Origin of the sequence: Ruegeria sp. HKCCD7559 (assembly GCF_013110575.1) — a bacterium.
Lineage (GTDB): Bacteria > Pseudomonadota > Alphaproteobacteria > Rhodobacterales > Rhodobacteraceae > Ruegeria.
The window spans coordinates 261316-275821 of record NZ_WVQU01000004.1 but is presented as its reverse complement, the minus strand read 5'-3'; the positions used below and the strand labels follow the sequence as shown (position 1 = coordinate 275821).

General features: G+C 58.8%; 16 protein-coding genes. 11 read left to right on the top strand and 5 right to left on the bottom strand.

The features are described 5' to 3' along the window. Positions 1 to 88: 88 nt before the first annotated feature. The 6 genes from GS605_RS13700 (at position 89) to uvrC (ending at position 6776) form a co-directional block, all read left to right on the top strand. Positions 89 to 1018 carry an ABC transporter ATP-binding protein gene (locus GS605_RS13700; protein WP_171724320.1) on the top strand — a complete coding sequence of 310 codons (930 nt, stop codon included), beginning with the start codon at positions 89 to 91 and terminating at the stop codon, positions 1016 to 1018. Continuing rightward, on the top strand, positions 1015 to 1776 hold the full coding sequence (locus GS605_RS13695; protein WP_171635104.1) for an ABC transporter permease: 762 nt from the start codon (positions 1015 to 1017) through the stop codon (positions 1774 to 1776). The genes GS605_RS13700 and GS605_RS13695 overlap by 4 nt, the downstream gene beginning before the upstream one ends. Positions 1777 to 1890: 114 nt before the next feature. Continuing rightward, the gene (locus GS605_RS13690) at positions 1891 to 2688 is read left to right on the top strand and encodes a S49 family peptidase (RefSeq protein ID WP_171724319.1); all 798 of its coding nucleotides are present in this window, start codon (positions 1891 to 1893) and stop codon (positions 2686 to 2688) included. A 171-nt stretch (positions 2689 to 2859) separates the two neighbouring features. Then, positions 2860 to 3822 (top strand): calcium/sodium antiporter, encoded by a 963-nt coding sequence (locus GS605_RS13685; protein ID WP_171635180.1) that lies wholly within the window; start codon positions 2860 to 2862, stop codon positions 3820 to 3822. Between the two features lie 21 nt (positions 3823 to 3843). Continuing rightward, positions 3844 to 4623: an SDR family oxidoreductase gene (locus tag GS605_RS13680; RefSeq protein ID WP_171724318.1), complete on the top strand. Its 780-nt coding sequence runs from the start codon at positions 3844 to 3846 to the stop codon at positions 4621 to 4623. A 290-nt stretch (positions 4624 to 4913) separates the two neighbouring features. After that, the gene (uvrC, locus tag GS605_RS13675; protein WP_171635096.1) at positions 4914 to 6776 is read left to right on the top strand and encodes an excinuclease ABC subunit UvrC; all 1863 of its coding nucleotides are present in this window, start codon (positions 4914 to 4916) and stop codon (positions 6774 to 6776) included. Here the strand turns inward: uvrC and GS605_RS13670 are convergent. Beyond that, entirely contained in the window at positions 6773 to 7657 is an 885-nt protein-coding gene (locus GS605_RS13670; RefSeq protein ID WP_171724317.1) for a DMT family transporter, read from the bottom strand. The two genes, uvrC and GS605_RS13670, sit on opposite strands and share 4 nt — an antisense overlap. A 173-nt stretch (positions 7658 to 7830) precedes the next feature. Here GS605_RS13670 and pgsA point away from each other — a divergent pair, with 173 nt between their 5' ends. The 3 genes from pgsA to GS605_RS13655 are packed head-to-tail and all read left to right on the top strand — an operon-like array spanning position 7831 to position 9195. Then, positions 7831 to 8499, top strand: a complete 669-nt coding sequence (gene pgsA / locus GS605_RS13665; RefSeq protein WP_117872882.1) for a CDP-diacylglycerol--glycerol-3-phosphate 3-phosphatidyltransferase — start codon at positions 7831 to 7833, stop codon at positions 8497 to 8499. Between the two features lie 3 nt (positions 8500 to 8502). Continuing rightward, on the top strand, positions 8503 to 8748 hold the full coding sequence (gene moaD / locus GS605_RS13660; RefSeq protein WP_171724316.1) for a molybdopterin converting factor subunit 1: 246 nt from the start codon (positions 8503 to 8505) through the stop codon (positions 8746 to 8748). 3 nt (positions 8749 to 8751) lie between these two features. Then, positions 8752 to 9195 carry a molybdenum cofactor biosynthesis protein MoaE gene (locus GS605_RS13655; RefSeq protein WP_171635087.1) on the top strand — a complete coding sequence of 148 codons (444 nt, stop codon included), beginning with the start codon at positions 8752 to 8754 and terminating at the stop codon, positions 9193 to 9195. A gap of 35 nt (positions 9196 to 9230) precedes the next feature. Here the strand turns inward: GS605_RS13655 and GS605_RS13650 are convergent, their stop codons facing one another. Next, a complete protein-coding gene (locus GS605_RS13650) occupies positions 9231 to 9950 on the bottom strand; it encodes a YafY family protein (protein WP_171724315.1) in 720 nt (239 codons plus the stop codon). A gap of 84 nt (positions 9951 to 10034) precedes the next feature. On the opposite strand from GS605_RS13650, the gene GS605_RS13645 reads away from it, so the two are divergent. Then, positions 10035 to 10466 carry a RidA family protein gene (locus tag GS605_RS13645; RefSeq protein WP_171724314.1) on the top strand — a complete coding sequence of 144 codons (432 nt, stop codon included), beginning with the start codon at positions 10035 to 10037 and terminating at the stop codon, positions 10464 to 10466. Between the two features lie 11 nt (positions 10467 to 10477). Here the strand turns inward: GS605_RS13645 and GS605_RS13640 are convergent, their stop codons facing one another. From GS605_RS13640 to ubiA, 3 genes are all read right to left on the bottom strand, one after another. After that, positions 10478 to 10798, bottom strand: coding sequence for a hypothetical protein (locus tag GS605_RS13640; RefSeq protein WP_117870533.1), 321 nt, complete (start codon positions 10796 to 10798; stop codon positions 10478 to 10480). A gap of 1 nt (position 10799) precedes the next feature. After that, positions 10800 to 12737, bottom strand: a complete 1938-nt coding sequence (locus GS605_RS13635) for an OmpA family protein (RefSeq protein ID WP_171724313.1) — start codon at positions 12735 to 12737, stop codon at positions 10800 to 10802. A 64-nt stretch (positions 12738 to 12801) separates the two neighbouring features. After that, positions 12802 to 13764: a 4-hydroxybenzoate octaprenyltransferase gene (gene ubiA, locus GS605_RS13630; protein ID WP_171724312.1), complete on the bottom strand. Its 963-nt coding sequence runs from the start codon at positions 13762 to 13764 to the stop codon at positions 12802 to 12804. Positions 13765 to 13776: 12 nt separating this feature from the next. Here ubiA and GS605_RS13625 point away from each other — a divergent pair, with 12 nt between their 5' ends. After that, positions 13777 to 14502, top strand: coding sequence for a 16S rRNA (uracil(1498)-N(3))-methyltransferase (locus tag GS605_RS13625; RefSeq protein ID WP_171724311.1), 726 nt, complete (start codon positions 13777 to 13779; stop codon positions 14500 to 14502). Positions 14503 to 14506: the final 4 nt, after the last annotated feature.

The following is a 14506-nucleotide window of genomic DNA, read 5'->3' as shown; positions in this document are numbered from 1 at the left end:
ATTACAGAATGCGCGGCACGTTGTGCGAAATTGACCTGTTACAGGCTGGTTCGGCGCGATAGGGTCTCGGTCGGAACGGGGAACGGATATGACGACCATTTTGTCCATCAAAGAACTTCGCAAGTCTTACGCGGATGGGTTCGAGGCGCTGAAAGGTGTGTCTCTGGATATTGAAGAGGGTGAGATACTTGCGCTTCTGGGGCCAAATGGGGCCGGAAAGACGACCCTGATTTCGACGATTTGTGGAATAACGACTCCGACCTCGGGGGTGGTCACGGTTGGCGGACATGACACCCAGTCCGATTATCGCGCAGCGCGCAGGATGATAGGGCTTGTACCGCAAGAGATCGCGTTGGAACCGTTTGAAAAGGTCTGGAACACGGTTCGACTGTCACGCGGGCTGTTCGGACTTGGCAAGGACAACGCGCGGATCGAAGAGATTCTGCGCAAGCTGTCCCTGTGGGACAAGCGCAACAACGCGATCAAGGAATTGTCCGGCGGCATGAAGCGGAGGGTGCTGATCGCCAAGGCCCTGGCCCATGAACCCCGTGTGCTTTTTCTGGACGAGCCGACTGCCGGAGTGGATGTCGAGTTGCGCAAGGACATGTGGGAGCTTGTGGCGGAACTGAAACGGGACGGTGTCACCATCATTCTGACCACCCATTACATTGAAGAAGCAGAAGCGATTGCGGATCGTGTCGGCGTCATCGACAAGGGTGAGCTTTTGCTGGTGCAGGACAAAGACATACTCATGTCGCAGATGGGAAAAAAGCAGATCGAAGTCATGCTGACCGAGCCCATCGATCGGATTCCCGATAATCTGGTCAGCCACAATCTGGCCCTCAACGGCGCGGGTGATTGTCTGATCTATACCTACGATACCCATGCGGATCGTACCGGCATAACGACCTTGCTGAATGACGTGTCCGAGGCCGGGTTGGTGTTGCGCGACGTGCAGACCAGACAATCAAGCCTGGAAGAGATTTTTGTCAATCTGGTATCGGGAGAGGCCGCATGAACTGGACCGCGATCGCTGCCATCTACCGGTTCGAGATGGCCCGTTTCTTTCGCACTCTGGCACAGAGCTTTCTGTCGCCGGTTCTGTCCACGTCGCTTTACTTCGTGGTGTTTGGCACCGCCATCGGCAGCCGTATCCAAGAGGTCGAGGGCGTTTCATACGGTGCGTTCATCGTGCCGGGGCTGATCATGTTGTCGGTGGTGATGCTGTCGATTTCGAACGCGTCGTTCGGAATTTACTTCCCCAAGTTTCTGGGCACCATCTACGAGCTGTTATCCGCTCCGGTCAATTTCATCGAGATCGTGATCGGATATGTCGGTGCCGCCGCAACCAAGGCGTTGTTCGTGGGGTTGGTGATATTGTTCACCGCGACGTTTTTCGTCGATATTCGGATCGAGCATCCATTCGCCATGGCCGCGTTTCTGATCCTGTCCTGTCTCAGCTTTTCGTTGCTCGGATTCATCATCGGCATCTGGGCCAGTAACTTCGAGCAGATGTCGCTGGTGCCGCAGTTGGTGGTGACGCCACTGATCTTTCTGGGGGGCACGTTTTATTCAATCTCGATGCTGCCGCCATTGTGGCAGACCATCACGCTGTTCAATCCCGTGGTCTATCTGATTTCGGGTTTCCGCTGGTCCTTTTACGGGCTGGCAGATGTGCCGATTGTTTTCAGTCTTCTTGCCATTGTCGCTTTTACAGGGCTGTGCCTGGCCGTCATAGGCTGGATATTCAAAACCGGCTGGCGCATTCGCAGTTGACCCTCGCCAAGGCGTTGCATTTTTGCCCATCGGGTGTGTGAATTTGGTTCACGTCGCGTTTTACGCCGGCAGAGTCCCTTGTTTACGGGTTGGGGGCACTCTACATCGGCACCCATGAAGCTCAGCCTGCCGTTTGTAAAAAAGCACCCTTGCGTGGCCGTTGTCCGTTTGTCCGGTTCCATTGGAATGGCCGGTCGCGGGTCCTTGAACGATACCACCCTGGCCCCGGTTCTCGACAAGGCGTTTCGAAAGGGGAAACCTGCGGCTGTCGCGCTCGAGATCAACTCTCCGGGCGGGTCGCCTGTACAAAGCTCTTTGATTGGCGCCCGAATTCGGCGTTTGTCGCAAGAGCTGGACGTGCCCGTGATCGGGTTTGTCGAAGATGTTGCGGCATCCGGAGGGTATTGGCTGGCGGCCGCTGCGGATGAGATCTGGGCCGACGACAGTTCGGTTCTTGGCTCAATCGGAGTCATTTCGGCAGGTTTTGGCGCGCATGTCTTCCTGGCGCGGCAGGGGTTCGAGCGGCGCGTTCATACAGCGGGCAAATCGAAATCGATGCTGGATCCCTTTTCGCCGGAAAAGAAAGAGGATGTGGCACGCTTGCAAGGGCTGCTGGGCGACATCCACGAAAACTTCATCGCGCATGTCAAAGCCCGCCGGGGTGACAAGCTGGATCACAGTGCCGACCTGTTCACGGGTGAAGTCTGGCTGGCGCGTCGGGCGCATGAACTGGGTTTGATCGACGGTATCGCCCATCTGAAACCCAAGATGCAGGAACGGTTTGGCGACAAGGTCAAGTTCCGCCGTTATGGCGTGCGCAAACCGATCTGGTCTCGGTTCGGGGCCAGCCTGGCACAGGATGCCATTGCCGGATTAGAGGAGCGTGCGGCCTACGCGCGTTTTGGTTTGTGACGTGATCATCAAGGCTGTCACACTTTTTCTGATCGGCATGGGTGTCTTGGCGATGTTCGGTAAACTGCGCTTTCCGGGGCAGAAGAAACTGAGTTCGGCCAAGTGTCCGCGCTGCGGACGGTTTCGCATAGGCAAAGGCCCTTGTGCCTGCGAAAAAGGAGGTCGGACTTGATCACCACTTGGCTGCTGTCTGGTCTTGGGCTGTTGATTCTGCTGCTTGCAGGCGATGCGCTTGTGCGCGGTGCTGTGAACCTGAGCTTGCGTCTGGGTGTTCCGGCGTTGATTGTCAGCCTGACGATAGTGGCCTTCGGAACGTCTGCACCCGAGTTGCTGATCGCCATCAGCGCATTGAAAGAGAACGCTCCCGGTATTGCGCTGGGCAACGTTGTCGGATCGAACACGGCCAACATCCTGTTGGTTCTTGGACTGCCCGCATTGCTGGCTACGATTCACACCAGTGAATGTGACAGCCGCAGGAATTACGTCTTCATGCTGCTGGCGACGGTTCTGTTCATCGGGCTGGCTTTTAGCGGAACATTCACATTCTTCAGCGGTCTGATCCTGCTGGCGGCGTTGAGTCTTGTCCTGATGACTGCCTTTCGTGAGGCGAAAGCACATCGCAAGGCCTGTGGTGAGGCTTGCGCGGATGATGACGAGCTTGAAGGCTTGGAGGAAGCCGACCCTGACATGCCCTACTGGAAGGTATCGATTTACCTGATCCTGGGGTTGGTGGGGCTTCCGATGGGTGCGCACTTGCTTGTCGACAACGCGACCGTCATCGCAAGAACCTATGGGGTCAGTGAAACGGTCATCGGCCTGACCCTGATCGCGGTTGGAACCTCTTTGCCCGAACTGGCGACGACGCTTATGGCCGCATTGCGCAGACAGGCCGATGTCGCGCTGGGCAACGTGATCGGTTCGAACATGTTCAACCTTCTGGCCATCATCGGGATCGCAACCTGGTTCGGGCGCATTCCGGTCGATCCGGAATTCCTTCGGTTCGATCTGTGGGTCATGCTGGGCGCATCGCTGCTGCTGGTTCCGTTTGTATTCCTCAAACGCGACATCTCGCGCGTCTGGGGGATGGTGTTGACTTTCCTTTATGTGCTTTACGTCATCGTATTGCTGGTGTGATCTGACCAAACGAGGTGAAGAATGACCCGAGCCCTAGTCACCGGCGCCGGTATTCGTCTGGGCCGGGCCATGGCACTGTATCTGGCAGATCGAGGTTTCGATGTGGCCGTGCATTACGCCTCATCCGAAGGTCCGGCGCAGGAGACGGCGGCAGAGGTACAGGCCCTGGGCCGAAAATCCGTGACCCTGAAGGCCGATCTGCTGGATGAAGCTCAGGTTCAGGCGCTGCTGCCCAAAGCGGCCGAGGCGCTGGGCGGGCCGATCACGTGTCTGGTGAACAACGCTTCGATCTTCGAATACGACAACATCCGCACGGCAACCCGGCAAAGCTGGGATCGACATCTCGACAGCAATCTGCGCGCGCCCTTTGTGCTGACGCAGGCCATGGCCGGTCAGGGGCTGAGCGCCGGAACAGATGAAAATGGCGAACCGCTTGCAACCGGCCTCATCGTCAACATGGTGGACATGCGTGTGCGTAAACTGACGCCCGAGTTCATGTCATACACCATCGCAAAAATGGGTTTGTGGACGCTGACCCGAACGGCGGCGCAGGCGTTGTCTCCGACGATCCGTGTCAATGCGATCGGGCCGGGCCCAACGATGCAGGGCCACCGCCAAAGCGAAGAACATTTCCAGGCACAGCGTTCAAATACCGTTTTGGAGCGGGGATCCAACCCGTCTGACATAACCGCTGCGCTTGGGTACTTTCTGGATGCACACGCGGTCACCGGACAGCTTTTATGTGTGGACGGCGGTCAGCATCTGGGTTGGAAAACTCCGGATGTTCTGGGTGTAGAATAAGTAATTCTGCTGCAAGTTTTGCACCGCTCTCAATCGTGTTACATGTGCGTTACAAAAATGTCTTTTTTTTCATACACTTGCTAAGTATGCAAAAAAATAATGTTTAAAAACAAATACTTGATAAGTTGCCTATTTTTTGTGCAAGTAAAGGAAAAGGCAAGGAAACAAGGGGATTTCTGATCTTCCGGAATTTTATCTTCACACTTATCCACAGAAACCGTGGATTTGTTTTCTCTTGATCTGACAAGCGTGAGATTGCAGCCATTGCCAGAGAATCATATCTCAGGATCATGACCACCGACAGCGAATCATCCCCCACCGGCTATGCCTGCATTCAGCGCTATGTAAAAACGCTGGACAGTTCTCCGGGCGTTTACCGCATGCTCGATACAGACAGCCGGGTTCTGTATGTCGGCAAAGCCCGAAATCTCAGGGCACGGGTGTCGAATTACACACGACCGGGTCATTCGGGGCGGATCGAAAAGATGATCGCCGCGACGGCCTCGATGATGTTCCTGACCACGCGAACCGAGACCGAGGCCCTGCTGCTTGAGCAGAACCTGATCAAGCAGCTCAAGCCGAAATACAATGTATTGTTGCGGGATGACAAAAGCTTTCCGAACATACTAGTCGCCAAGGATCATGATTTTCCGCAGATCAAGAAACACCGAGGGGCGAAGAAGGAAAAAGGTGCTTATTTCGGCCCTTTCGCCAGTGCCGGTGCGGTGAACCGGACGTTGAACCAGTTGCAAAAAGCGTTCCTGCTGCGCAACTGCTCGGATTCGATGTTCGACAGCCGAACGCGGCCATGCCTTCTGTATCAGATCAAACGGTGTTCCGGGCCGTGTGTCGGCCTGATCTCAGAGCAGGATTACCGTGAAAGCGTGAAGGACGCCGAACGCTTCCTGTCGGGCCGCTCGACCAAGGTGCAAGAGGAACTGGCCGAGCAGATGATGGCCGCATCCGAGGCGATGGAGTTCGAACGCGCCGCAGGTCTGCGTGACCGCATCCGGGCTCTGACGCAGGTGCAGACCTCTCAGGGCATCAACCCGCGCGGTGTGGCCGAGGCGGACGTGATCGGCCTGTATATGGACAGCGGTCAGGCCTGCGTGCAGGTGTTTTTCATCCGTGCGAACCAGAACTGGGGCAACAAGGATTTCTATCCCCGCGTCGGCCCGGATGTTTCACCTGCCGAGGTGATGGAGGCCTTTCTGGGCCAGTTCTATGACAACAAGGAGCCGCCGCGTCAGCTGATCCTGTCGGACGGAATCGAAAATGTGGATCTGATGCAGGACGCGCTGACTGAGAAAGCCGGGCGCAAGGTCGAAATCCTTGTGCCGCAGCGTGGCGAAAAACAGGAACTTGTTGCCGGTGCCTTGCGCAACGCGCGCGAGGCTTTGGCCCGCCGCATGTCGGAAAGTGCCACGCAGGCCAAGTTGCTGCGCGGGCTGGCCGAGGCGTTCGATCTGGATGGTCCGCCTGGACGGATTGAGGTCTATGACAACTCTCATATTCAGGGCACCAATGCTGTCGGCGGCATGATCGTGGCCGGCCCCGAGGGGTTCATGAAGAACGCTTACCGCAAGTTCAACATTCGCGGTGATGACCTGACACCGGGTGACGACTTCGGCATGATGAAAGAGGTGCTGAACCGCCGCTTCACCAGACTGCAAAAGGAAGACCCGGACCGCGACAAAGGGCTGTGGCCCGATCTGTTGCTGATCGATGGCGGTGCCGGGCAGGTAAGTGCGGTGCATCAGATCATGGTCGAACATGGGGTCGAAGACATTCCCATGGTCGGCGTCGCCAAGGGGGTCGACCGCGACCACGGCAAGGAAGAGTTTCACCGGATCGGCCAGCGCCCCTTTGCGCTGAAACGCAACGACCCTGTGTTGTATTTCATTCAACGCCTCAGGGACGAAGCGCACCGGTTCGCCATCGGCACCCATCGTGCGAAACGCGCCAAGGCCGTGGGTGCAACGCCGTTGGATGAAATCCCAGGGGTAGGGGCTGCGCGCAAGCGTGCTCTGTTGACCCATTTCGGCAGCGCCAAAGCCGTCAGCCGGGCCAATCTGGCCGATCTGAAAGCGGTCGAAGGAATCTCGGCCGGGTTGGCGCAAAAGGTTTACGATTTCTTCCACGACAAGGGCTAGGCCTGCCGGCCCCGCCACAGGATATAAAGACCCGACGCGACGATCAGCGCGCTGCCGATCCACATGTTGGGATCCAGCCTCTCGCCAAACATGGCTACGCCAAGCCCGATGCCAAACAACAGCCGGGTGTATCTGAACGGGGTCACGGCGGACACTTCGCCGGTGCGCATCGCCTTCATCAGCGACGCATAGGCCATTACGCCCATCAGCACCGCACCGATCAGATGCAGGCTGGTGTGAAGGCCAACCGGTGCAATCGGCGCGCCCTCCCAGAACCGATAGGCCACGCCGGCCACGATGATGCTGAGGAAGCCGTAGAACCCCAGGACTTCGGTTCCAAGCGTGGCAGGTGCTGCGCGGCTGGCCAGATCACGTCCGGCAAATCCCAGCATTCCCAGCACCGCCAGTATCGACAGCAGCGAAAAGCTGTCTCCGGTGGGTTGCAGGATGACGACAACGCCGATCATGCCGACAAAGATAGCGCTCCAACGCCGCCAACCGACTGTCTCGCCGAAGAACAACGCGGCGCCTGCTACAACGACCAGAGGCGTGGCTTGCAGAATCACCGTGGCCGAGGACAACGGCGTTAGTGCGATGGCCAGAACATAGAACAACCGACCAAAGACCTCGAACAGCACCCGAATTTTCATCGGGCGGGACAGAACGTCAGGTTGCAGCAGCCGCTGCCCGCGGGCCCGGGCCACCGCAGCGAAAATCACCGACCCGCCCGCGCCGAAAAAAACCAGGACCTGCCAGATCGGCAGCGCGGCTGAGGCTGCCTTCAGCAACGCATCCTCCAGCGCAAACCCGGCCATCGCGGCAACCATCCAGAGGCTGCCAATCATGTTTGACCGTGTGTCGGTTTGAATATGCGCTGTCATCTGGTACTTTCCGGCTGGGCTTGCGCGGCAATCTGACCGCAAAGCCGGGAAAGGCCAAGAGGTACTGTTCTGAGACGTCGGGCCTGCGGCGCTTTGACCAAGCGTTTGTGAGTGATGCAGTTTTTTGTCTGATTGGCTTTTCTGTCCCGGACCGGCGATATAGGGTCCAAGCCATGAAGTGGAATTTACCTAATCTCCTGACCGTCCTGCGCCTGCTGGCCGCGCCCGGGCTGGCAGTCATGTTTCTGTATTTCACCCGTCCCTATGCGGACTGGTTTGCACTGATCCTATTCCTGTCAGCGGCGATTACCGATTGGTTCGATGGGTATCTGGCCCGCGCATGGAAGCAGGAGACCAAGATCGGAGCGATGCTGGATCCGATCGCCGACAAGGCCATGGTGGTGATCGCGCTTATGATCCTTGTGGGCTATTCGACCGAGCACTGGACGCCGTGGCTTGTCCTTCCTGCAACCGTGATCCTGTTTCGCGAAGTCTTTGTCTCGGGCCTGCGGGAATATCTGGGCGATGTGGCCGGGACGCTCAAAGTCACCAAACTGGCCAAATGGAAGACCACGGCCCAGATGGTCGCCATCGCGGTTCTGTTTTCGCAGGGTATCTTCGAGCACTATGCCGTGATGGCAAGTTTTGGCATGGATGCCGAGCTGGTCGAGCAGATCATTGCGGGTCAGGTCGAAGACGTGAACCACCTGCGTCTGAATGTCGATGGTATGTATTGGGCGGGTCAGGTCGGGCTGTGGCTGTTGTGGATTGCGGCAACGCTTACATTGATCACCGGCTATGACTATCTACGTAAGGCCATGCCTCATCTGAAGGAGAGCTAACCGATGGATGTTCTGTATTTCGCCTGGGTGCGCGAACGCATCGGCTTGCCAAAGGAAAAGGTCGAAACGCAAGCGGCGACGGTCAGCGAATTGGTGGCAGAACTGAGCGCTCGGGAAGAGCGCTATGCCGCGGCATTTGCCGATCTGTCCGCGCTACGCGTTGCGTTGGATCAGGAGTTGTCGGATTTCGATGCGTCGCTGGCAGGTGTTCGGGAAGTTGCGTTTTTCCCACCGATGACGGGCGGTTGACCGATGCGGATCGCGGTTCAGGAAGAGGCATTTGATCTGGGGGCCGAGGCCAATGCCTTTGCCGCCGGGGATGATTCCAACGGCGCCATCGTCACTTTCACCGGCGTTGTGCGTGACCTGGCGAGCGGTGATCTGGATGTGATGGAGATCGAGCACTATCCCGGTATGACCGAACGCGCCCTGACCAAGATCGCCGAAGAGGCGCAGGCGCGTTGGGCATTGGGTGACGTGCTGGTGATTCACCGCCATGGACGTCTGGCCCCGGGCGACAAGATCATGATGGTGGCCACCGCTGCACGGCATCGCAAGGATGCGTTCGAGGCGGCGGAGTACCTGATGGATTACCTGAAATCCCGTGCTCCCTTCTGGAAGAAAGAAATCACCCGGTCGGGTGCGGAATGGGTTGCCGCCAAGGATGAGGATGAAGACGCGCTGACCCGGTGGTGAGGATGCGTCGAGCGGGCGGATCGGCTGACGCGGCCTTATTTCGGCAGATCATTGAACGGGCAAACATCGTCTTCGAACGGAACTCTCTTGCGGCGGAACATGGCACCCTCAACGCATTCCAGGTCGCTGATCCTGTCCATGCGGAAATGCCGAAAATCATCTCGCTGCGGATCCCAGGCAACCAGGTACCAGAGCGGTGGCAGGATCAGCATAGCTTGCGGTTCAACTTCGCGAAAACTCTGGACCCCTTTGGCGTCGCGATAACCAAAGCGCAGGTAAAGCCGGTTCAGAAACGCCTGTTCGAAGGCGGGCAGAAGGGCCGCATCCATGGGTCCGAGGTCTGACAGGTTCTGCTGAGGCGACAATTGTCCAACGTAGAGGCAATCGAGAAAGCGACGCAGATCGCGCACCCGGTCCGCTGGCAGGGATTTTTCGATCTTGGCCAGACCTGCATCCGCCAGATCCGAGAACGGCAATGCACGTGCCGCCCGCATTGACGCCACGCCGAGCAGCAGGGCAAAAACCTCGGTTGCCGACAACCGGGCGGTTGTTAGGACGGATTGCGGATCAAGTTGCAGCCCGCCACCCCGGCCACATTCGGAATAGATTACAAATCCCTGATCACGCAGTGCAGCGATGTCGCGCAGGATGGTGCGGTGCGAGACGCCGAACTCTGCGGCCAGCGCATCTACGGTGGAACTGCTGTTGCGTCGTAGGATACGGGCGATGGCGTCTTGTCTGGTCGCGGCTTTCATTAGCCCAACCTAGCATATTCAGTGACAAAATTTGGCACTAATACCGTCTAGACCTGTCCTTGCACCTCAGCAAGGATTTCGAACATGACACTTGAAAAACAAAATCTCGAAACGACCCAGCGTCCTCAGATCGTCAATCCCGGACACCTCCACGACCCATCCCCGAACGGCTATAGCACCGCCGTTGTAACCCCGGGCGCCGGTCGGTTGGCCTTTGTCTCGGGTCAGGGTGGGCAGGATCAAACCGGAGCGTTGTCGCCGGATTTCGGCGCGCAGGTCGAACAGGCCTATACCAATCTCAAGGCGGTGATCCACGCGCTTGGGGCGCAGTGCGATCAGGTTGTGAAGTTGACGGTTTACGTGGTGGACCACGACTTGTCGAAACTCGGCCTGCTGACTGACGCCGTCAAACGCGTGTTTGGAGATACTCTGCCAGCGCAAACCCTGGTTCCGGTGCCAAAGCTGGCAATCGAACCGATGCTGTTCGAAGTTGAGGCTGTCGTTTACCTGAACTGATACTGTAGCGTCTAGTCGGCGTTGTTGATCCGACCGCGCATTTCCTCGGCCTCTTGCCGCGCGGCGCGCAGACCGTCCATGGCTGCGGCCAGTTCTGCCTCTGTCTGGGTCAGCTGGTTGGTCAGCTCGGCTTCACGTTGCTGAAGATAGGTTATGGCCTGATCGCGGGTTTCTTCCGCTTCGTGCAGTTCCTGGCTCATGCGATCCAGATCGGCAACGTCGCTTTGGCGGACGCGGGACAGGCGGTGTGCCAGCCAGTTGGCAAACCAGCCCATGCAGAAGGCCGCAAACAGGATGACGGCTGTGGCAATGATGAATTCGGTTCTGTTCAACTTACTGGTCCTCTGCGTCCGTGTCTGGTGCGGTCGATTCGGTCTGATCCGTTTCAGGCGCGTCAGCCTCAGCCCCAGCCTCGGCCTCAGCCTCGAGCGCTTCGAGACCTGTTTCGGAGGCTTCGACCGGCTCGGGACGGATCAGCCGGAACTCGATCCGCCGGTTGGCTTCGCGGCCTTCTTCGGTGTCGTTGTCCGCGATGGGCTGTGTTTCACCATATCCAACGGCAGTGTAGCTGCTGGTGGGAATGCGCCGCCCGCGCAGCTCGTTCAGAATCGATTGCGCCCGTGCCTGGCTGAGCTGCTGGTTCATCTCTTCGCGGCCCTGGCTGTCGGTATGGCCCTGGATCTCCAGCCGGATCGGCCCGCAGTCGCGCAGGATGTCGGCGATCTGGTTCACCGTATCGCGCGAGTCGGATGCGATCGTCGCTGATCCGGGTTCGAACGCAATTTTGCTGACGGTCTGGATTTCGGCGATCTGCGCTTCGCAGACTTCAGGATCCGGCAGCGCGTCTTCGGGCTCTGGCGGAGGCTGATAGGTGATCGTCAGGGTGAATTCCTGCCCTTCGCCCAGCTTGTCCGACAACTGACCTGCGATACGGGCCTTGGCATCCTCTTCATGGCTGAGGCCGGTCAGTTCGACCGAGCCTGGTGTTACGGTCAGGGCCCCGTTGTGAAGCTGGGCCAACGCCTCGAGGCCGGCCAGAACACGCACCGGCCAATCTGCCGGAAGCCCCGGTGCGATGCGGGTCGCGGTATAGACCTGATCCGAGCCGAAGGCCGCGCGGGCATAGCTGTCGACCATGTCCCGCAACGTTTCATCCCCCAGGCGCCCTCGTAGTTGCACAAGCCCTTCGGGGCTGCGGGTCGCCGAGAACTCGACGGGTCCGGTCTGTTCGCTGGTTTCAGGTTCCGGCAGCACGGCATGCAGGGCAAAGACCTGAGGCAACGCTGTTTCAAGTTCACCTACAACCCGGTCGAACAAGGCTGGATCCGTGCCTTGCGCCGCAACCAGGGTGATGTCCGCATCCGACATCGTGACCGAGCCTTTGCCGATTCTGGCCAGTGCCTGAATGCTCTTCTCGGCGGCTTCGGGCCAGCGTGGCGAGGGCTCGCCCAGACCGATGGTGCAGGAATATGTTCCCGACAAGCCGGCATCGCGCGCAGCGGTCACGATCCGGTCGCGTGCTTTTGCATCTTGTGCCGAGCAGGCGTCAAATTGCCCACCGTTTTCGTTGATCAGAAAACGCAGCGTAAAGGGCGTTATGACGGGACGAGGTGCCGAGATCGCCAGCCCGATCCGCAGGCTGGGCGGCGCGGCGCGGGTCAGATCGCGTTCGAGACGTTGTTTTTCCTGTTGGCTGTCCGCAATGGCAGTGATTTTGACCAAATCGGCGTTTGCGGAAATTTTGGCACGTGGCAGGCTGGCCAGCGCCTCGATGGCATATGATATCGCGGCATCCCAACCGTCGGGCTTGGGGTAATCCGCGGTTTCCATCAGGTCCGAAACTGCGATGTTGCGGTCGAGGTTGCCCAGCCTTCTGATCAGGGCATCTCTGTCTTCGCTGGCCGGGATCAGGCCGATGATCGAGATGCCGTGATCGTTGCGCAGAATTTCCGCCGAAAAGCGCGGCGGCGCCAGGGCAGAGGTCGCTTCAACCTCCATTTCATCGATTACGCGGGACGCATCGACCTCGGTTCCGGCTGCGGTCAGTGCGTTGAACCGTGTCGCCTCATCGGGTGCAATCCCGGTCAGGACCACGCGCAAGCCGTCCGACTCGACCTCGGCCCAGTCGTGCCCTTTGAGGTCAAGCGCCCGGCGCACGGCGAATTCCGATGTCTCTTCGATCTTTGTGACGGCATAGCTGGCTGCCAAAAGCGACAGCCCGGCTGATACAAGAAAGATCAGGGAAACAACGATAAAATACGGCAGACGCATATTTGGGTTTGACACTCCTCAGGCGGTTGGGCCGATCTTTACAGGCCACGTTCAGCAGGTGCAATCAGAGCAACAGGGCGACGCAGAGGAAGATCAGCGGAATCAAGCCAGTGTCGCGGTTGACCCTGAACAATTGCAACAGCCTGGCATTGTCTTCGATGTCCAGCGCGCGGAGTTGCCACATCATGTGCCAGCCCATTGCCCAAGGCCCACAGAGCGCAACACCCAATGCCAGCATCGAGGTCTCCGGCACCCCTGCATCGACGATGGCCAGCCCCATCAGCGACACGGTCGCCACCAAAAAGTACTTCAGCCACCGCGCTGTATCGGCTCCGAACAGACGAGCGGTTGATTTGATGCCGATCAGTTCGTCATCCTCGGCATCCTGATGCGCATAGATGGTATCGTAGAACAGGGTCCACGCGATTCCAGACAGGTAAAGCGTCACCGCAGGCCACCCCACGGAACCGCTATGCGCCGCCCAGGCCAGAAGGGCACCCCAGTTGAAGGCCAGCCCCAGAAACACCTGAGGCCACCAGGTAAATCGTTTGGCAAACGGATAGATCGTCACGGGCAGCAGGGACAGAACACCCATTGCGATTGCCGCCTGATTGAAGCTGAGAAGGATACCAAGCGCCAGAATGCATTGCAGGATCATCCAGACCACGGCCTGCCGGACACTGACCTGACCCGACGGAATCGGGCGCGAGCGTGTGCGTTCGACCTGCCCGTCGAATTCCCGGTCCGTAATGTCATTCCACGTGCAACCGGCGCCCCGCATCAGAAAGGCCCCAAATGCGCATCCCACGGCGATCCACAGATCTTCCCAACGCGGCTGACCATCATGCAGGATCGCCAGCGCCAGCCCCCACCAACAGGGAATCAGCAGCAGCCATGTCCCGATGGGCCGGTCCGCGCGGCTGAGGCGCAGATAGGGGCGGGCAAAGGCCGGGGCGTGGGTGTCGACCCAGTTGCCGCTGACGGCATCGGCGACTTGACCATCTGGTGTTGGGGCATTGCCTTGCATATGTAGGGTCTCATGAGTGCGAAGATCAGACTGTATGTAGAGCAGCCCTTGGGTCAGGGGCAATCGGTTCCTTTGACGCGCGGCCAGGCGCACTACCTCTTTGGTGTCATGCGCCTTGCGGTCAAAGGGCAGGTCGCCCTGTTCAACGGACAGGACGGAGAGTGGTTGGCCGAAGTCTCCGAGGCGGGAAAACGCGGCGGGACGCTGACTTGCCTTGAACAGACGAAACCGTTGCAGTTGCCGCCCGATCTGTGGTTCCTGTTCGCGCCCATCAAAAAGGCCCGCACCGATTTCATCGTGGAAAAAGCCGCCGAAATGGGTGCGGCGCGTATCCTGCCTGTTCAGACCGAGTTCACCAATTCCGAACGCATCCGTCAGGACCGCTTGCAGGCCCATGCCGTCGAGGCGGCCGAGCAGTGCGGCGGAACCTTCGTGCCCGAGGTTGCCGATTTGCAGCGGTTGGGTCGGCTGCTGGATGCATGGCCCGAAGATCGGCAACTGATGTTCTGCAACGAAGCCGAGGTTGGATCGGCCCTGCGACTGGCCGCCAATGAAAAAGGACGGCCCTGGGCGATTCTCATCGGCCCGGAAGGCGGGTTTTCGGACAGGGAACGCGCGCGTCTGACAGGGTTGCCATTCGCGCATGTGGTCAGCCTTGGCCCTCGTATCCTGCGGGCCGACACGGCAGCGGTGGCTGCATTGACCATGTGGCAGCAGGCGCTGGGGGATTGGGGTTAGGTTG